Source organism: Alteromonas sp. C1M14, from assembly GCF_018860965.1.
Taxonomy (GTDB): Bacteria; Pseudomonadota; Gammaproteobacteria; order Enterobacterales; family Alteromonadaceae; genus Alteromonas.
Genome location: NZ_JAHKQF010000015.1, coordinates 151,454 through 170,992, shown reverse-complemented (window position 1 = coordinate 170,992; position 19,539 = coordinate 151,454). Strand labels below are relative to the sequence as shown.

Genomic DNA, 19,539 nt, shown 5'->3' with positions numbered 1-19,539 from the left:
ATGTTGGCGCTATTACCTACTGGAACTTATTGCACTTTCGATTTGACTCTTTGTGTCCAGCAACGCTTTACTACTGGGCTGTAAGCTCAGTGCGTTCATGATCCAACGATTGGCTTCGTCGAGTTGGTCGGTTTGCAGAAGCAACCAAGCGATATTGTTCATTGCTTGCCAATTGCGAGGGTGTTCTTCGAGGAGATCGTGATAAATAGCAATTGCTTTTACTTTATCCACCTTTGCTAATTCACTGACATAAAATAAATCTGCATTGTCATAACCTGGCGTTCGCGCTGCGGTTTCTTCAAGTACTGCCAAACCATCTTCAATGTTACCATTTGCAGCCAGCGCCTTATACAGTAATTGGGCTGAACGTGGTGTTTTTGACGATTCATAGGCTTCACGCAATGCTGGAATGGCGTTAACGAAGTCTGCTTTTCCTGCCTGTGCTCTGCCAAGTATTTCTTTACCGTTTTGGCTTTCTGCATAAGCAGGGGGGAGACTACTCAAAACCGCCAAGGCTTTATCATATTCTTTTAAGTTTACTAGAAGATGGGCTTCTAGTAGGCGTATACGCGGATGATTTAAAATTTTGCTAGGTGCTGTTCGTAGTGTCCGCAATGCTTTTTTGTCGTCATCCGCCTTCATGGTCGCTTCAACATACGCTTCGTATATTTGAACCGTGGCAAAACCGGTATTTACTGAACGTCTTAACACTTCAACTGCAGCAAGAGGCTGATCTAATTCGAGGAAGGCACGGGCAGTAATGTAGCTAACCTTGGGACGGTCGGCAAAGTCGAAAATAGACGAACGAGACAGAGACACCACCTCGTTGTAATCCTCAGCAAGATAGGCCACATAAAATTCCGTGAAGATGCTGGTTTTTTCGCTATTGGTTAAAACCTCGCGAATTTGTGCCTTTGCATCGGATGGTGCCTGGCTATTGTTGGCAGCGATAAACGCACCGGTCAGGGCAACTTCATCATTGGGGGCCTGACGTAGGATTGTTAGGTAAGCTTTCACCGCTTTATCATAGTCGCCATTTTCGGTGGCTTTTTCTGCAAAAAATTTAGCAGCGTCAAGGCTGGCAGGATCAAGGCGTTTAATGGTGGTGTATATGCTCTCTAGCACCTCATTATTGCCTACAAACTTTTCAAACTCAGCTGAAATTTTATAGTTGTCTACTTCATCGGGGGCAGAAGCTATCCATTCACTAATGATGTTTCGAGCTTCATCAAACTCCCCATCTGATGTTTTTATACCTATCAGTAGCAGCTTGGATTTGTAATCGCTGCCATCGGCAGATTCTTGTACGATTTTCGCCGATGAGGACTCGATGATAGATAAGGCTGAACTATCACCTATGGCCATTTTCAGTAGCCCCAATTGCTGCTTTTCTTCAGATGTCATGAAGCTGGAGTCGTCCACGTTATCGAGTATGACAGCGGCTTGGTTGGTGTGGCCGGAAAATAGTAGCGCAGAGGCGGCCTTGGTGGCTAAGCGGTTATTACTGGAAATCAACGCGGGGTGTTTTTCGTAAAGCTCGTAGGCGGAAAGTGAATCCCCTGCTGTGAGTTTGGCCGCAATATACATTTGTAAGCCAGGGTGGCCTTTAGGTAACTTGTCGACGATTTTTTCCAAATAAGAAAGAGATTGCTCGTAGTTACCTATTTGAAAGTGTGCAATACCCGCTATATAGATGGCAGAGGGGGTAATGAGATTTTTACTTAAAGAAATATCGATATGACGAGCCGCCGCTTCAAAGTCGTCACGTGAAAGCGCAACAATGGCTTTTTGCTGATTGGCTAAAGGGTGCTCTGGGGCAAAGGACAATATTCTGTCTATGTAAGGTTCTGCTTTACTATATTCCCGAGCTTTTAAGCGTACTTCGGCTATTTTTAAATTTAACTGGGCGAAAAAGGGTTTCAAAGCGAGCAAGGCTTGATAATTTTCTGCTGCTAGATCGTAATCACCAATGGCTTGCTGTATTTCTGCCGTTAACGATCTTGCTAACCAATCATTAGGGTAATTCTCGGTAAGTGCGTAGAGGGCATCTTTTTGTTCTACATTATTGCTTAACAGAAAATTATTAATAATAAATTCAAAATCTTCTATACGTTTTCGAGTTGCATCGCTGGCAGAGGCTTTGGCATTATTTATATACTGTTTTGCTAGTTCCGCAGATTTGGCGCGTGCGGCAATCACCGCGGCGATCACCTCTACGGATGCCCGTTGCTCACCTTTTAATTGAGGTTCGAATTCTTCAAAGGTGGCTTGAAAAATATCCAAGTCGGCCATGGAATAGAGAGCAAGAAAATACGGCTCTGCGAAATCGTTTATATCGCTACGCTGAGAAAGCACTTTGTCAAAGGTGGTTACTGCACTCACCATATCGCCAATATCAAAGTATATTCTAGCTAATTCAATTCTTGGCCGTGTATCCGTGGGAGATTGCTGGACAGCCGCTTTGAGTTGAATAATGGCATTTTTGTAATTGTTATTGGCAAGCGCTGCCTCTGCTGCTGACATCCGCTCTTCAACGGTCTTCTGAGTGCAAGCCGACAATAGACAAGTTGTTACAACTGCGGTGAGAACTTTGTATATATTTTTTTTATCCATAAAGTGCAACGCTTCCGAATTTGATAGACGGCTTACTTTAAGCCTTATCTTATCAAATTAAAAGTATGAAACCCTATGATGAGTTCTTAAATTACAGACATAAAAAAAGGCGACCTTAGTCGCCTTTCTTAAAATTCGTAAAACTTATTTGTTTTTACGACGTGCTGACATGCCTAAGCCAACTAGGCCTAAAGCTAAAACAGCTACTGTTGAAGGCTCTGGAACCTCAACTGCAACGAAGCTAGCAGACAAATCACCACTTACGTCAGGAAGTGAGCCTAGCGTATCGAAGTCACCATTTACAGTAACTACAGAGTAGAAAGGTGCTGGGTCAACAAAGTATGACAAACCTTCAGTAGTCAATACGAAGTCAGTAAAATCAAAGTTGAAGTTACCAGTACCGTTCTCGTATTGTCCGTAAGCGTTAACAACAGTGCTAGCTGAACCGATAAGGATATCGTCGCCGCTGATGTCAGTTACTGTACCTGCTAACACGTCGTCAGAAGACGTATCGTGTGAAGGGTCGATATAAAGGCTGAATGTTGCTGTAGTAGCAGTAAATTCAGTTTCTGCTACGTTAGACGTACCAGAAGCAGTTAATACTGCATACAGGTTGTAGCCGATACCGCCAAGGTCTAAGCCCATAACAGAAGTTGCTACTGGAACAGTTGCTTCGTTAGAAACTAAAGAAGTTAGGTTTGCAAAAGCACCGGTAGTGAAACCACCTGAACCATCAAACACTAATTCTTCAAAATAAGAACCGTTAAATTTATCACCGGTAACAACAGAGCTACCGCCGTATGCAGACTCATCGATTGAAAAGTCTAAGAATTCTGCAGAGCTTGAGAAAGACGCCACCAAACCAGCAGTTAATGCGAGGGATTTTACTACATTATTAAATTTCATAACCATCTCCATATTCATATTAGTCCGGCTGTTAGGCCTCGCAAAAGTAAAAGCATGTATGATGCCAACTTTTTAAGTGTATGATTTTAAGGGGTTATATTGTTATTTGATTCTTGTGTAATAATTCTCTGTAAAATAACCTGACAGTCTTGTTGGTTACTTTTTGAGCACTATGCTGTGGGCGATTTTGAATTTTAATTGCTGTAACGGCCCGCGGTTACCAAAAGGGCACCATGTTTTACGCATTTTGTTTTTATAAGCATCAAAATGGAGCCCGTACGGAGCGTAAAGTACGTCGCCTCTGTCCAACAATATCTTCAGTGCATAGGTTTCGGCTAGGCCGGCACACAGGTTTACCGCCATGGCGGTGGATGGCCCTTTTTGGGCCTGAAAATCCACTGCAGATGGGTCAGCAAGGTAGTCTCGTTGCAGCATAGATGGAGACAGTCCGATAAGAAATTGAATTAATTGCTCTTCTTCGGTTTGTTTATCATCAAACCGAAAGTACTCTTCGTAGGTCATTTTACCCGGCTTAAAGCAAAGAAGGGCGGCTCCCATGCCTAATGGGGCGGCGGTGATAACCGGGATGCCTTTCTCATAACAGCGGCTAAAAACCAGTTTTCTGGCCGCTAACGCAAAAAAATCAAGGCTATCTACATACAGGTCGACATCTTCTAAGAAGGCATCCACATTATGTTCGTTAATGCCTTCAGGGAACGTGCCTAAGTCAAGTTCTGGATTGATGTCCTTAAGCATTCGGCCCATCACTTCGATTTTATCCAGATCTTTGGTTGAAACGAATGCCCCAGATTGTCGGTTCATGTTATGAATATCAAATTGATCAAAATCGGAGATGTTAAGTTTTCCGACACCTAATCGTGCAAGGGTTAAACTATGAAGGCCACCAACGCCGCCGCAACCGGCTATAGCAACGCGTTTTTGTTGTAAAAGGTGCTGTTCGTCATGGGTTACCCAGCCGATATTTCTGGAAAACGCCTCATCATAGTTAAATTCCATACGTTACTCAGTTATCCTGCAGACCAATCATGTTATCTCTTTTAATAGATTAAGCTAATATGATGACAAGTAAAATAGAATTGGAAAATAGTTCATAATAAGGAAAAGGATTATTTCAATGAAACGACTCTGTTTAATGCTCTGCGCTCTGTGTGTAAGCCAAGCTATTATAGCAACGCCTTTAAAAGAGGTGGTGGGGAAGGTTAAACCTTCGATTGTGGGCGTGGGATTTTATGCCCCCCTTGCTACGGTTAGCCACCAACTGAAGGGGACAGGCTTTGTTGTAGGGGATGGTCACTACGTAGTGACGAACAACCATGTAATTACTGCGGTGCCCAAAAGCGAGGATAATATTAAATACAATCGTGTGATTTTTGTACCTAAAGGCAAAAAATACACCATTAACAGAGTGAAGCAGGTATATACCGATGAGATGCATGATATTGCTATCTTAGAAATAGACAAGCCATTGCCGGCCCTCAAATTAGTGGCAAAAGATAAACAGGTAGCCGATGGTGAAGATATCGCGTTAACAGGGTTTCCTATTGGTGCGGCTCTGGGTCTTTATCCCGCTACGCACAAGGGAATTGTAGCCGCTTATTCACCCAATATTATTTCTGCGGCCAATAGCCAACAGTTATCGGAACTGTTTTTAGCCAGTCTGAAACATCCCTTTATGGTTTACCAGTTAGATATTACTGCGTACCCAGGGAACAGTGGTAGTCCCGTTTATTTAGCCGATACGGGTGAGGTATTTAGTGTGGTAAACAAAGTCTTTGTGAAGGAAACCAAAGAGTCGGCCATCACCGCGCCCAGCGGCATTACGTATGCAATTCCAGTGGAACATATATACGCCTTAGCTGAAAAACATGGACTTTTCTGATACACAGAGCATCGCTATAGGTTTATATTTGCGTTTTCAAGGCGCGAAAAATATGACAACATTTTAAAACTTGGTTTAGGAAGCACCGAAAATTATGACAGTTGAGTTTAAAAAAATAGCCGTTGTGGGGTTAGGTTATGTAGGGTTACCCCTTGCGGTGGCCTTTGGGAAAAAGCGTCCCACCGTGGGGTTTGATATTAACACCCAGCGTGTCAACGAATTAAAAACCGGTCAGGACCATACTTTAGAAGTGTCGACCGAAGAGCTGACATCCACAAATTATTTGTCTTTTACCGATGATACAGCGGCATTGAGTACCTGTGATGTGATCATTGTCACGGTACCCACACCCATCGATAAAAATAAACAGCCGGATATGACACCGCTTCGTAAAGCCAGCGAAATGATTGGTTCTATTATCGCTAAGGGAACCACGGTCATCTACGAATCTACGGTATATCCCGGCGCCACAGAAGAGTACTGTATACCCATTATTGAGCGGGTTTCAGGTTTAGTGTTTAATCGCGATTTTTTTGCCGGTTATAGTCCCGAGCGTATTAACCCCGGCGACAAAACCCATCGTTTAGAAAGCATTGTGAAAGTGACCTCTGGCAGCACGCCGGCCATTGCCGAGCGGGTGGATGCCTTGTACAACGAGATCATCGATGTGGGTACTCACAAAGCCAGCTCTATAAAAGTGGCTGAAGCGGCAAAAGTTATCGAAAATACCCAGCGAGATTTAAACATCGCATTGATTAACGAACTGGCCATGATTTTCGAGCGGGCGGGCATCGACACCGAAGAAGTTCTAGAAGCCGCTGGCAGTAAGTGGAATTTCTTACCGTTTCGTCCCGGCTTAGTGGGTGGCCATTGTATTGGTGTTGACCCTTATTATCTTACGCATAAGGCTGAAGAGCTTGGTCACCACCCCGATGTTATTCTTGCCGGTCGTCGTATCAACGACCGCATGGGTGAATACGTGGTCTCCCGTTTAGTCAAAGCTATGCTGAAAAAGCAGATTATGGTGAATGGGGCCAATATCCTGTTATTAGGCATTACTTTTAAAGAGAACTGCCCAGATATTCGCAATACCAAGGTCGTTGATATTGCCCATGAACTTAAAGAATACAATGTAAACCTTCATATCTATGATCCATGGGCCTCTTCTGAAGAAGTGGAAGAAGAATATGGTTTACAGTTAATTGATAAGCCTAGCTCACAACATTACGATGCAGTTATCGGGGCGGTGTCACACAAGGAATTTAAAGCGTGGACGCCTGAACAATTAAGAGCACTGTGTAAATCTGAAAGTATCATTTTTGATCTTAAATACATGTTTGATAAGACGAGCGTGGATATACGTTTATAAGGAAGCAATGAAATGAAAGTATTGGTTACTGGCGCAGCAGGGTTTATTGGCTCTCATGTGTCCATGTATCTGTTAGCACGTGGTGATGAAGTTGTTGGTATCGACAATTTGAATGATTACTACGATGTTTCACTCAAACTCGCTCGCTTAGACAGAATCAAAGCGTTGCCCTCTGCCGATAAATTTACCTTTGTTAAAATGGCGGTGGAAGACAGAGAAGGAATGGAGCGCCTTTTTGCCGAGGAGAAATTTGATAAGGTTGTTCATCTTGCCGCTCAAGCAGGGGTGCGTTATTCCTTAGAAAATCCTCATGCGTATATCGACGCCAACATTGTTGGCTTTATGAACGTATTGGAAGGTTGCCGCCACAACAGTGTTAAACATTTGGTTTACGCGTCTTCTAGTTCGGTTTATGGGGCGAATGAAAATATGCCGTTTGCAGTGGAAGATAATGTGGATCATCCCGTGTCACTTTATGCTGCCAGCAAAAAAGCCAATGAATTAATGGCCCATACCTATAGTCACCTATACGGATTACCAACCACAGGTTTACGCTTTTTCACCGTTTATGGGCCTTGGGGCCGTCCGGATATGGCATTATTCCTATTTACTAAAGCCATTTTGGATGATAAACCCATTCAGGTGTTTAACTTCGGTAACCATCGTCGAGACTTTACTTATATTGATGATATTGTTGAAGGTATTATCGCCACACTAGATAATACGGCGGCGCCAAATCCAGAATGGACAGGGCAAACACCGAGCCCTGGCTCAAGTAAGGCACCGTTTAAAGTTTATAATATCGGCGCACAAACTCCGGTACATCTGCTCACGTACATAGAGACGCTGGAAGATGCTCTCGGTAAAAAAGCAGAAAAAGAATTGCTGCCACTACAGCAAGGGGATGTGCCTGATACTTATGCCGATGTCGAAGCGTTGGTAAACGATACAGGCTACCGTCCAACCACAGATATTAAAACGGGTATTGGCAAATTCGTTGATTGGTATAAAGCCTTTTATAAGGTGTAAGACGTTAGAAAACGGCGGTTGCACGATAAGGTGCAACCGTTATTTTTTTAGAAACTGCTGTAAATAATCTTCTTGTTCTTCTGGCATAAAAGGGATCTGCTGTCGCAGTGATAGTCGAATCTCGTTCAACATTGACGCAAAACCAGGCTTAAGGCTGCCTTCAAGTAAGGGGCGATTAATATAATAGGGCGCACGCTTACCGTGATAGTCCACTACAGGGCCTATTTGCTGAAACTTAATACCTACATAACCCATACTTCTGGCCAGTCGAGGCTCCATCATCACATACGCATGCTTGACGCCGAATTCAAGGGCAGAGGCCGCGGCAGCAAAGTAGAGTCCTACAGCGATAAACGGAAAGCAACGTAATTCGGTTTCTGAATAGGTTGCGGGGTTGATGACACCGGTGGCTGAACCTTCAAATTCATCAGTACGACGACGTCTAAAGTATTTAGGTACGGCTAAGCGAGATATTTCACAGACTTCATGGCGCGCAAAGTTCTGCGGACGAAGATCATCCCGGGTGATAGAGTCGTTACAGTATTTTTCAATAGGTAGATATTGTTCTTCTAGTAAAGGACGAACGGTTCTTACTGTCCCTGCCATTTGATTTGTGTTGATGTGCCGAATCAAACAATGACGGGAGTAGCTATCAAACTCATCTTGTTCTAAGCCATCTGGATGGACGGGTTCGAATGCGAGTTCCTCACAATAGACGTTGTGTCGTATGCCGTATACGGTGCGCCTTAAATCGTCGTCGATGGCTAAAACCGGCTCTAGGTAACTGCTGAAATGGGAAGAAATATAGTTAGCTTCCCGTAATTGTTGATAGCCGGACACCATTTTTCCAACCCGGCTTTTACGAATTTTTTTATTTATAATGTCAAAAATTGAGTGTTTCGTCATATTACAACTCTGTACTTTCCAACTATGCTAAATTTGCCGCATACGTGAATGAAGAACAGTTTGCTGATGTTGCCGTCGTACTCACTAGAGCGGTCATTCGGCATTGTGTCCTGTTCAAACTATAGTTCATTCTCGTGACAACGTGCCACTATTAGAAGCATACACACGCATCAGATAGGGGGAAAGGGCTAGGAGCCAGTGTTTAGGACTGTTTTTTTAACTAAAGGTATAAAAAAATAAAGCCACAATATGTGGCTTTACGACAGCTTAAACCGCGGTTTTCATTTCTCTGCGTTTTTGATGCAGAAGAGGCTCGGTGTAACCGTTAGGTTGGCTTACACCTTCAAAAATTAATGCTTTGGCTGCTTGGAAACCAAAAGAATCGGCTAAATTGGGCGTCATGGGTATATAATCGGCATCGCCTTCATTTTGTTTATCGACCAATACCGCCATGGTTTCTAGAGACTGCATGACCTGGTCGTGGGAAATAATATCGTGAAGGAGCCAGTTGGCTAAATGTTGAGAAGATATACGTAATGTTGCTCTGTCTTCCATCAATCCCACATTATTAATATCAGGCACTTTTGAACAGCCGATACCCTGATGCACCCAGCGCACGACATATCCAAGAATACCCTGCACATTGTTGTCTACTTCACGCTGAATTTGTGTCTCAGACAAGGTTGAAGGGTCTGACAAAAGTGGAATAGTCAGGATTTCTTTGGTGCCATCAAAGGGCGTATTACCCATGGCCCGTTGAATACCAAAGACATCAACATCGTGGTAATGCAGGCTATGCAATGTGGCCGCTGTGGGCGAGGGTACCCAAGCGGTATTTGCCCCTGCCATAGGATGGCCGACTTTGACTTCCATCATATTGGCCATTTGATCGGGGATAGCCCACATGCCTTTACCTATCTGCGCACGACCGCTTAGACCACATTGTAAACCGGTGACCACGTTCGCTTTTTCGTATGCTTGGATCCACGCCATGGCTTTTAAATCACCTTTTGGCGCAAACGGGCCTGCATACATGGAGGTATGAATTTCATCGCCGGTACGATCAAGAAACCCGGTATTGATGAAAGCGACCCGGGAAGATGCGGCACCGATGCAAGCTTTAAGGTTAATGCTGGTGCGCCGCTCTTCATCCATAATACCCATTTTAAGCGTATCTGTGGGTAAATCGAGCATGGTTTCGATACGGGCAAATAAGGTATCGGTAAACGCCACTTCTTCAGGTCCGTGCATTTTGGGTTTAACGATATAAATACTGCCCTTTTGCGAGTTTTTATATTTGCCGTTACCGAGCACGTCATGTTTGCCAATTAACGCGGTGATCACCCCGTCCATTAGGCCTTCATACACAGGGGCGTCGTCTAGCAAGATGGCATCATTGGTCATCAAATGGCCCACATTTCTGACAAACATGAGGCTACGACCAGATAGGGTTACGGTTTGAGCTGGATCGGCGGCACTAATAAATTGCTTGTCTTGTTGCATGGCACGGGTAATTTTACGGCCGTTTTTTTCCATGGTAAGCGTCAGATCGCCCGTCATTAAGCCTAACCAGTTGGCATACACCAGGGTTTTGTCTTCGGCGTCTACCGCGGCAACAGAATCTTCGCAATCCATTATGGTAGTAAGGGCGGCTTCCAACACAATGTCTTTAACGCTGGCAGGATCGCTACTGCCAATAGGATCGGTGGCATCAATCTGTAATTCAAAATGCAGACCGTTATGGCAACAGAACAAGGACGTCGGTGCTGCCGCACTACCTTGGTAACCAACAAACTGCTCTGGCGATTTTAACGGACTGGTTTGGCTGTCAGATAAACGGGCCAGTAGTTGTGAACCTTGTAGTTCATATCCTTTGACTTGGGAATGAAAGCCATTGGCGAGGGGCAGCATGATGTCTAACCATTCTTTTGACTTGGCGATAACCTTCGCCCCCCTAGCCGGATTATAGGTTTTACCGGCTTCGGCACCGCCGTCGTCGCTAATAACATCCGTACCGTACAGGGCATCGTACAAACTTCCCCAACGGGCGTTTGCTGCATTTAGCGCATACCGAGCATTGTTGATGGGCACCACTAATTGAGGGCCTGCCATGGTAGCAATTTCAGCATCTACATTTTCGGTGGTGGCAACGACCTCTTCAGGTTGAGGTTGCAGGTAGCCTATTTCTTTAAGGAAGGCTAGATATTCGTCACCGGTGGGTGACTTCGAAGCTTGATGATAACGATCAATTTGTGCCTGCAAGCTGTCCCGTTTTTCCAACAGAGCCTTATTTTGAGGCGTGAGGTCGATGAGTAATGCCTCGAAAGCTTGCCAAAAAGCTGCCGGCGCTACGTGCGTACCAGGCAATGCTTGTGTGTTAATGAAACTGTCTAAAACTTCAGCGACCTGAAGCCTTCCATGTTGTATATAGCCTTTCATACTGACCTCTGCGTTGACAATCTGTGTCCAGTGTAGAGAGTCTGGCACATTATTTTTAATTTATGGTTTCTATAATTGTCATTAATTTCATGAATGCGCTGTTGTAGAAAGAAAAATGAGCCTATTGTTCACTGTTCATTTCTGCGGCAACTTCACCAATTAAGCGTCTTAGCCAGATATGCCCCGCATCGTGATGAAGTAGTGCGCTCCATGCCATTTTTAACGCAATAGGGGGAATGTCAAAGGGCGGATCTTTTACTATTACATTGGGATCATCTTTGAAAAGGCGCGCGGCTTTGCTAGGCAATGTGGCCACCAAGTTTTGAGTTTTAGCAATTTGTAATGCGGCATGATAGTGCCGTGTGAAAACCCGAATGGCCCGTTGTTTACCAATTTTTGTCAGCTCTGCATCTACCCAACCAAGCTTTTGCACTTCATTAGGGTCAATGCCGACGCCCACACCAAATCCGGTTTTACTCACCCAGATGTGCTGCGTGCTTAAATATGTATCAAGGTTCCACTTTGACGCTAGCGGATGGCTGGCGCTTAACACACAGCTAAAACTGTCGTACCAGATCACTTTTTGATGAAAAGACAGCGGTAATTCGTCAAACCGGTTAATGGCCATATCGACCTTGCCTTGCTCTACATCATGGAAGGTAACGTCACTGGGTGTAATTAAATCTAAGGTGATATTCGGCGCGACACTGCTTAACCGTCCTACCAATTCTAGCAAGAGGGTGCTTTCCGCATAATCACTGGTCATGATGCGGAAGGTTCGGGCGCTGCTGGCAGGATCAAAATCGGTTTCTGGCTGAATGGAGCTTTCCAGTTTACTTAACACATCCCGTATCACCGGTTGCAATTCGAGGGCGCGTTTTGTGGGCGTCATGCCTTCACTGGTGCGCACTAAAAGCGGGTCTTTAAACAAGTCACGTAAGCGTTTAAGTCCATTGCTCATTGCCGGTTGGGTAATGCTCAACTGATTTGCGGCACGGGTGACACTGCCTTCCCGTAACAAAACATCGAGATAGACCAATAGATTGAGATCCACTTTGGCAATATTCATGTTTTAAATGCTCCAAATTAATAATATTTACTTTTACTATTATAAAGACAGCAGGTCCATATGTCAGATTGACTAATAGTCGCAGATTTTGCTGTGAATCGGCACCTAAAGTACTGATACTTTAGTCTCAATGGGAGGATTTAGAAAATTAGCGTAGGAAGCGATAAATTTTTGGCTTTGGCTTTTAATAAATAAGCTGAATATAAAAAAGGCTCCCGAAGGAGCCAAAATCGCGTAACAATGAAGAATTATACGTCGAACTGATTCATGGTGTTGTCTTCACCGGCAGCTTTCAGCGCCGCGTCACCGGAGAAGTATTCTTTATGGGTATCACCCAAATCAGAACCTGCCATTGCTTGGTGCTTAACACAGGCCAAGCCACCTCGAAGTTCTCGGCGCTGAACGCCACGAACGTAGGCTAGCATGCCGTCATCACCGAAGTAGCCCTGGGCAAGATCATCGGTAGACAATGCTGCAGTGTGGTACGTAGGTAATGTAATAAGGTGATGGAAAATACCCGCTTCACGAGACGCATCGCGTTGGAAGTGCTGGATTTTTTCATCGGCAGCGATGGCCAGTTCAGACGCATCGTAATCCACAGACATCAGCTTATCACGGTCGTATGCCGATACATCTTTACCTTCTTCCTGCCAAAGATCGAACACTTGCTGACGGAAGTTGAGGGTCCAGTTAAAGGACGGTGAGTTGTTGTAGACCAGCTTCGCATCAGGCACCACTTCACGGATTGCGTTCACCATATCCGCGATTTGCTGCACGTGGGGCTTCTCTGTTTCAATCCACAGTAAATCAGCGCCTCGTTGTAAAGAAATAATACAATCAAGTACCACACGGTCAACACCGGTATTGTCGCGGAATTTGAACAAGCCGTTTGGTAGACGCACGGGTTTCACCAGTTTACCGTCTTGTTTTAAAACAATGTCACCTTCAGTCAGGTCATCGGTGCTATTAACCGGCGTGGTTTCTAAAAATGCATTGTACTGAGATGCCAAATCACCAGGTTCTTTCGAGACAGGGATTTTTTGGGTTAAGCCAGCGCCTAAAGAGTCGGTGCGGGCAACGATTACCCCATCGTCTACCCCAAGCTCTAAGAAGGCGTAACGAACCGCGTTGATTTTCGCTAGAAAATCTTCATGGGGAACGGTGACTTTTCCGTCTTGGTGGCCACATTGTTTGGCGTCAGACACTTGGTTTTCTATTTGAATACAGCATGCGCCGGCTTCAATCATTTTCTTTGCCAATAAATAGGTCGCTTCCTCGTTACCAAAACCGGCATCGATATCGGCGATAATTGGCACCACATGGGTTTCAAAATTATCAATTTTATCTTGGATCGCGGCGACGTCGCCGTTATTTGCTTTTGCTGCGTCCAGCTGCTTAAACAAATCGCCGAGTTCTCGGGCATCAGCTTGACGTAAAAAGGTGTATAACTCTTCGATAAGCGCAGGAACAGACGTTTTCTCGTGCATAGACTGGTCAGGCAAAGGACCAAATTCAGAACGAAGGGCCGCTACCATCCAACCAGACAGATAAAGATATCTTTTGTCTGTAGTTCCGTGGTGTTTCTTAATGGATAACATTTTTTGTTGGCCAACGAAACCGTGCCAGCAACCAAGTGACTGTGTATAACTTGCGCTGTCAGCATCGTACTGTGCCATGTCGCGACGCATAATGCCGGCAGTGTACTTGGCAATATCTAATCCAGTTTTAAATTGATTCTGTGCCATCATACGTGCGGCATATTCTGGATTAATGCCTTCCCATGCGCCTTTTTGCGCTGCTTTTAACGTTGCAATGGTATCGATGTCTTGTTGATATTGCGACATACAAGTCTCTCCCAATCTCTCTTTAAAATAGAATTTAGCGATTCCGCTGCACTGCGTTATCGACCGCTCAAAATCATCCTAGTGGGAGTCGCCCAATAAAAGAAATATATATCTATCATTTTCACCATAATTACTATGAATGATTGATGTGGGTGCGCATGAAAGTTAACGAGGTGGGTTACATTAATGGGGTGAAGGGCCCTCCCCAGCTTGTAGCGAGAGAGCAGGGGGGCTGTGTTAATGAACATTTTGTCCAATGACAGCCGGAAAGTTGAGGGCGTACCTATTCGTTAAAAAAATAGTGATGATTCAGCACGGACTAATTCAGCCATCGTATGGGCGTTTCCAATAGGTTTTTTAACGACACTTGCAAGTAAACTTTATTTACAGGCGTCTGTGGAAAATCGATTTGTTGCAATTATCGTTGTGTTTTACACTACGGGCTCTTTCTCAGCACGGACAAGATAATGCAAAAAAAATACGGTGTGCTTTCGCTATTCGCCATCATGGTCGTTCAGGGGTGCACGCAACTAAATACAACAGCTTCTTATGCATCGGTAGAACGAACCAGTGTTACCCAGCCTAAAAATATCATCATGGTGGTTTCTGACGGCATGGGGCCCGCTTATACGACTGCGTATCGCAATTTTGCCGATGATCCTTCAACCCCTAATATAGAGAATGTGGTTTTTGACGATATTTTAGTGGGGAATGCCTCTACCTATCCTGCGCCTGTATCAGGTTATGTCACTGATTCTGCTGCCGCTGCAACGGCGTTGGCGACCGGGGTGAAATCGTATAACGGTGCCATTGCGGTTGACGTGAATAAGCAACCGGTAGAGTCTGTGTTACAACGAGCCAAAAAACTAGGTATGCGCACTGGGGTGGCAGTAACATCACAAATTAACCACGCAACACCGGCATGTTACGTCGCCCATAATGAAAGTAGAAAGAACTACAATGAGCTTGCGGATAGCTTTTTTGATGATCGCATCGATGGCAAGTTTGTGGCCGACGTCATGTTAGGTGGTGGCACCGAGTTCTTTGAGCGCGACGACAGAAACCTCGTTGGCGAATTTATTGATAGCGGTTACGAATATGTGGATACCTACAATAAATTGGCTACCTTGCCAGCAGGTGCTAACGTACTTGGCCTCTTTGCGCCTGTGGGCCTTCCTGCCGCATTAGATGACAGTCGTCCCCATCGCCTATCTTATCTTACTAAGAATGCGATCAAGCACTTGGAAAATGACAATGGCTTCTTTTTATTGGTCGAAGCCAGTCAAGTTGACTGGGCAGGTCACAGTAATGACATTGCTTCGGCAATGGCAGAAATGGATGATTTAGCAGCGACCATCAAGTATCTCAAGCAATATGTGGCTGCCCATCCAGACACCCTCGTGGTGCTGACGGCGGATCATAGCACCGGAGGCCTATCCATAGGTGCAGACGGTAAATATGTGTGGGAACCGCAATATATTCAAAACATGAAGGCGTCGGTAGCCATGGTGGCACACCGAATGGTTGATAATTCTGACCCCATCGCGCTTGTTGAGGAACAGTTCGGTTTTTCCTTATCTGATGAGGAAAAAGCGCAGGTTACAGCCATTGCCAGTATCACCGATAGTCAGGGGCGCACGGCGGGGCTCAAAACCTTGCTTGATAAGCGCACTAACACGGGCTGGACAACCAGTGGTCACACTGGGGTAGATGTGGAAGTGTTCGCTTTTGGTGCCGGTTATGACGCCTTTATCGGGCAGATAGATAATACGGATATAGCCAACACCTTCTTTAAGTTTTTAGATCAAAAAGAAAATGCTAGCGATGCCCTCGAGCAAGAACCTGTTGCAGAAGGGGACGCTAAAGGCTGCGATTTTAAATCGCAGTGGCGATGTGAATCTTAAACTCGCCAAAAAAAAGGGGCCTTCAGGCCCCTTTTTTTATCCCATCTCTTTTTATTGATTTAAAAAGGTATCGAGTTCTTCACCGGTGATCTTGCCGATTTGAGAAAATAAATACCATAAAGCGGTAGCCAATAAAATCATGCTAGGTATAACAATGACTGGATAACTCAGCATTGTCATTCTTCCCAACTCTTCGGTATAGGCCGTGGTACCCGGCTCACTGACTAAGATCATTTTTGCTAACACGTAATTTAATACCGATGATAAGAAAAACGAGCTGGCGACAATATAAGAACTGACGGCTACCTTCTTTTTGAATTCGTCTTGCTTACCTTTTTCGTCCAACGACTTATTCAGGTTATCCCAATTGATGATTTGGTCGTTAAGGATAAGCATTTTTACCAACGGCTTTTTGCTAAATTGGGTAACCAAAACTGCTAACCCGATGAGCGCCGGAATGGCAGCCTCTTTGATGGCGATATATTCTGCGGGTAATTTTAATAGGCTGATGCCACCGGTGAGAATGACACTGACAATCCCTAATATAGAAAATCCGTTAACCTTACCTGATTGTTTGAGATCCCATACGCCATACGCCACGGGAAAGGCGAGGGCGGCGACAATGCTCCAGGCTGGACCAAGGTATTCATCGCCACTGCTATAGGACATAATGACAACGGGGATAACAATATTGAATGCCAGATTTCCGAAAAATCCTTGGTTTTGTTGTTTCTTCGTTTCGCTTTGTGTCGACATAGTATTCTTATATGACTGTTATTAAGGTTAGTATACGGGATGGATTTATTTCACCCAAGCCCATGCCGCGATTAAGCCACCAACAAAACCGAAAAAGTGGTATTCGAAGGACACGAAAGCGCGGGTGGGTAATATACCAAATAGCATACCGCCGTATAGGATAGCCACGAGCACTGAAATGACAATGTAGGGGGCGCGGCGTGTTCGAAAGCCGGCCAGCAATAAAAAGCCAAAATAGCCGTAAACCATACCACTGGCACCAATATGCATGGCCGAGCGTCCGAATAGCCAAACACCTAAGCCGCCAATAATACAAATGGTAAGGGTGGTTAACCAGAATGTGCGATTTCCCCATTGCAGTGATAGCCACATAAACAGCAATAGTGGCACTAAATTGGCCGTTAGGTGCCCAACAGAGCCATGTAGCAAGGGCGCGGTAAATATATAAGGAAGGTAGGGCAGTGCTCGGGGTAACACACCAAACTGATTTAAACTGTTTGCTGTAAGCACATTAATGACTTCAATGATTATTAATAAGCCGGCAATTGCCGCCAGTAGCTTTATTTGATTTTTAAACTGTGACATACGGATTACGCAATGATATGGGGAAGGTAACGGGAAAGATCCTGGGTCACGGCTGCGTTATCTTCTCTCACTGAAATACCCGCAGGCATGTCGTCAACAAGCCAACTACCAATAAGGGTATGATTGTTTTCAAATACCGGCAGTGGATGAAAGGCTTGAACTATATAGCCCTCTTCACCATACGGACCGTCAGATAGGCGAGTTTCTTCACCGTTTTCTAGCATAGATATATTGGCGCCTTCGCGGGAAAAAATGGGTTTTTTTATCCATTTTCCGGTGTTGTAGCGCGTGGTGCTATCTGCAAAATAGGCAGGTAGCAAATTTGGATGGTTGGGGAACATCTCCCACAGTAATGGCAAAAGGGCTTTATTTGATAATAGGGCTTTCCAGGGAGGTTCTAACCAGTGGGTATTGGCTTCATACAAGGCACTACCAAAAGATTCCCGTAACATAAACTCCCAAGGGTAGAGCTTAAAGCAATCGGTAATGGGGGCGTCCCGTAAGTCTGTAAAAACGCCGGTATCGCCTAGACCAATATCTTCGACAAAAATAAAGTCAGTCTGAAAACCTGCTGCCGTGGCACAATCTTGCAGATATTGAACCGTGCCCCGGTCTTCTTCAGTGTCTTTACAGCAGGTAAAATGCATCTGATCAATGCTGTAGTGCCGACCAATTTCTGTAAAACGCTGGATCAGCTTCTCTTGTAATGAATTAAATTGGTCACTGTGTCGGGGCAATACCTGCTTATCGACTTGTTGTTCTAGCCAAAGCCATTGCCAAAACCCAGATTCGTACAATGAGGTGGGCGTATCAGCGTTATTTTCGAGTAACTTCACTGGGTTTTTACCGTCGTACACCAAATCGAGTCGTGAGTATAAACTTGGAGCACGCTCTTGCCACGAATGATAAATCATATCCCAGTGCTCCTGAGGGATACAAAAGCGGCGAAGCCATTGTTCATCATTGATGATTTTGTCAACGGCCTCAAGGCACATTTGGTGTAACTGAGCGGTGGGATCTTCTATGTGGTTTTCAATTTGGGCTAATGAAAACTGATAGTAAGCTGATTCGTCCCAATAGGGTTCGCCATACATTGTGTGAAAGTGAAAGCCAAACTCTGCCGCTTGTTGCTGCCAATCACTGCGAGGCGAAACCGGGATCCGAAACACGACTTAACCGCCCCAGCCGCCAGAGCGACTACTACTGCCCCAACTGGATTTAGCCCGCACTGAGCTGCCAAAGCCACCGCGACTTACGGTACGGGTTACAGTGGGTTTCGCCTTAAATGTGGAAGGGCTTACTTTGTAATTACGCTTGCCAATGTCTCCACTAAATACGTGGCCGTCAGCGGTAACCCAACGTGAACGAAAAGATGAGTATGGCGAATAGGACGTATAGATAGGCTGGGAATACATTGGGCCAGGACTTAATAGCCGACTGACCATATAACCGGTCATAAACGGCATAAAAAAGCTATGGCCGTTATTGCTAACTTGTTGGCATTGGTTGGCACCGAATTCGTATTCACAATCGTGTTCAGAGTTAAAGCGCGGACTGGTGCGTGCCGACTCCTCTAAAGCGGTTTCGTAAGCGGTTTCACACTTTTGCACCGCATCAGGGTAGTCTGTTTTACAGGCCTCTAGGGAGGTGTAAATTTTGGCATCTTGGCGATCATCTGCACAACCAGAAGCCATGATTGCGGTAACCCCTACGGCAAGCGGCTTTAATGCAAAGGCTTTGCGCATTGTGGCTAAGTTAATGGTTTTACTGCGTTTGCGGGTCATAATGAATTGCCCTCCAAATTAGTACGTCATGCAGGCCGCGTTAAGCAGGCCGACGGCGACAGACATGGCGGCGAGCATAACGCCAGCAGAAATTTCATTGTTACTAATACGTTCTGCAATTTTAGGCATGAACGTAAAACGAAGTAAGGCAAAGGCCACTGACTGTGCCAAAATCGCCACCACACCCCACAATGCAAAATCAATCAATGAAACTGCATTAGACGCGGCGCCAGATAACGCGATAGCAAAACCGATTAAAGCGCCACCGAAACCAACAGCCGCGGCGACATTTTTGTCTTCTTTTACCAGTTTCCATTCATCATGGGGGGTAACAAAGGCATACAATATTTTAAATACGAAAAGGAAAAGAATGGAAATGCCGAAATAAATGGCAAAGTTATCCAGTCCGGAAAGAGAGGTGATAATACTGTCCAT

Annotated in this window: 16 protein-coding genes; 4 read left to right on the top strand and 12 right to left on the bottom strand. The window is 45.0% G+C overall.

Annotation, left to right across the window (positions count from 1 at the left end):
• Nucleotides 1–12 precede the first annotated feature (12 nt).
• The 3 genes from prsT to KO501_RS13265 all read right to left on the bottom strand — a co-directional run bounded on the left by prsT (nucleotide 13) and on the right by KO501_RS13265 (nucleotide 4,536).
• Nucleotides 13–2,613 carry an XrtA/PEP-CTERM system TPR-repeat protein PrsT gene (gene prsT / locus KO501_RS13275; protein ID WP_216030154.1) on the bottom strand — a complete coding sequence of 867 codons (2,601 nt, stop codon included), beginning with the start codon at nucleotides 2,611–2,613 and terminating at the stop codon, nucleotides 13–15.
• A 144-nt stretch (nucleotides 2,614–2,757) separates the two neighbouring features.
• Nucleotides 2,758–3,519, bottom strand: coding sequence for a flocculation-associated PEP-CTERM protein PepA (gene pepA, locus KO501_RS13270; RefSeq protein ID WP_216030153.1), 762 nt, complete (start codon nucleotides 3,517–3,519; stop codon nucleotides 2,758–2,760).
• A gap of 156 nt (nucleotides 3,520–3,675) precedes the next feature.
• Complete coding sequence (locus tag KO501_RS13265; RefSeq protein ID WP_216030152.1) at nucleotides 3,676–4,536, bottom strand: ThiF family adenylyltransferase; 861 nt, start codon at nucleotides 4,534–4,536, stop codon at nucleotides 3,676–3,678.
• Between the two features lie 118 nt (nucleotides 4,537–4,654).
• On the opposite strand from KO501_RS13265, the gene KO501_RS13260 reads away from it, so the two are divergent.
• From KO501_RS13260 to KO501_RS13250, 3 genes are all read left to right on the top strand, one after another.
• Nucleotides 4,655–5,419, top strand: coding sequence for a serine protease (locus KO501_RS13260; protein ID WP_216030151.1), 765 nt, complete (start codon nucleotides 4,655–4,657; stop codon nucleotides 5,417–5,419).
• 94 nt (nucleotides 5,420–5,513) lie between these two features.
• On the top strand, nucleotides 5,514–6,788 hold the full coding sequence (gene tviB, locus KO501_RS13255) for a Vi polysaccharide biosynthesis UDP-N-acetylglucosamine C-6 dehydrogenase TviB (RefSeq protein ID WP_252728411.1): 1,275 nt from the start codon (nucleotides 5,514–5,516) through the stop codon (nucleotides 6,786–6,788).
• A 12-nt stretch (nucleotides 6,789–6,800) separates the two neighbouring features.
• The gene (locus KO501_RS13250; protein WP_216030150.1) at nucleotides 6,801–7,817 is read left to right on the top strand and encodes an NAD-dependent epimerase; all 1,017 of its coding nucleotides are present in this window, start codon (nucleotides 6,801–6,803) and stop codon (nucleotides 7,815–7,817) included.
• Nucleotides 7,818–7,856: 39 nt separating this feature from the next.
• Here KO501_RS13250 and KO501_RS13245 read toward each other — a convergent pair whose 3' ends face one another.
• From KO501_RS13245 to KO501_RS13230, 4 genes are all read right to left on the bottom strand, one after another.
• Complete coding sequence (locus tag KO501_RS13245; RefSeq protein ID WP_216030149.1) at nucleotides 7,857–8,723, bottom strand: PEP-CTERM/exosortase system-associated acyltransferase; 867 nt, start codon at nucleotides 8,721–8,723, stop codon at nucleotides 7,857–7,859.
• A 267-nt stretch (nucleotides 8,724–8,990) separates the two neighbouring features.
• On the bottom strand, nucleotides 8,991–11,162 hold the full coding sequence (locus tag KO501_RS13240; RefSeq protein WP_216030148.1) for a malate synthase G: 2,172 nt from the start codon (nucleotides 11,160–11,162) through the stop codon (nucleotides 8,991–8,993).
• Nucleotides 11,163–11,283: 121 nt separating this feature from the next.
• The gene (locus KO501_RS13235; protein WP_216030147.1) at nucleotides 11,284–12,231 is read right to left on the bottom strand and encodes a LysR family transcriptional regulator; all 948 of its coding nucleotides are present in this window, start codon (nucleotides 12,229–12,231) and stop codon (nucleotides 11,284–11,286) included.
• A 248-nt stretch (nucleotides 12,232–12,479) separates the two neighbouring features.
• A complete protein-coding gene (locus tag KO501_RS13230) occupies nucleotides 12,480–14,075 on the bottom strand; it encodes an isocitrate lyase (RefSeq protein ID WP_216030146.1) in 1,596 nt (531 codons plus the stop codon).
• 467 nt (nucleotides 14,076–14,542) lie between these two features.
• Here KO501_RS13230 and KO501_RS13225 point away from each other — a divergent pair, with 467 nt between their 5' ends.
• Nucleotides 14,543–15,979: an alkaline phosphatase gene (locus KO501_RS13225; protein ID WP_216030145.1), complete on the top strand. Its 1,437-nt coding sequence runs from the start codon at nucleotides 14,543–14,545 to the stop codon at nucleotides 15,977–15,979.
• A 51-nt stretch (nucleotides 15,980–16,030) separates the two neighbouring features.
• Here the strand turns inward: KO501_RS13225 and KO501_RS13220 are convergent, their stop codons facing one another.
• From KO501_RS13220 to KO501_RS13200, 5 genes are read right to left on the bottom strand one after another with little or no spacing between them, the layout of a single operon-like run.
• Nucleotides 16,031–16,735 (bottom strand): VC0807 family protein, encoded by a 705-nt coding sequence (locus KO501_RS13220; protein ID WP_216030144.1) that lies wholly within the window; start codon nucleotides 16,733–16,735, stop codon nucleotides 16,031–16,033.
• A 45-nt stretch (nucleotides 16,736–16,780) separates the two neighbouring features.
• Nucleotides 16,781–17,320 carry a rhomboid family intramembrane serine protease gene (locus KO501_RS13215; protein ID WP_216030143.1) on the bottom strand — a complete coding sequence of 180 codons (540 nt, stop codon included), beginning with the start codon at nucleotides 17,318–17,320 and terminating at the stop codon, nucleotides 16,781–16,783.
• A 5-nt stretch (nucleotides 17,321–17,325) separates the two neighbouring features.
• On the bottom strand, nucleotides 17,326–18,489 hold the full coding sequence (locus KO501_RS13210; protein WP_216030142.1) for a glutathionylspermidine synthase family protein: 1,164 nt from the start codon (nucleotides 18,487–18,489) through the stop codon (nucleotides 17,326–17,328).
• A gap of 3 nt (nucleotides 18,490–18,492) precedes the next feature.
• Complete coding sequence (locus KO501_RS13205; RefSeq protein ID WP_216030141.1) at nucleotides 18,493–19,104, bottom strand: DUF1190 domain-containing protein; 612 nt, start codon at nucleotides 19,102–19,104, stop codon at nucleotides 18,493–18,495.
• Nucleotides 19,105–19,122: 18 nt separating this feature from the next.
• The gene (locus tag KO501_RS13200) at nucleotides 19,123–19,539 is read right to left on the bottom strand and encodes a DUF350 domain-containing protein (protein WP_216030140.1); all 417 of its coding nucleotides are present in this window, start codon (nucleotides 19,537–19,539) and stop codon (nucleotides 19,123–19,125) included.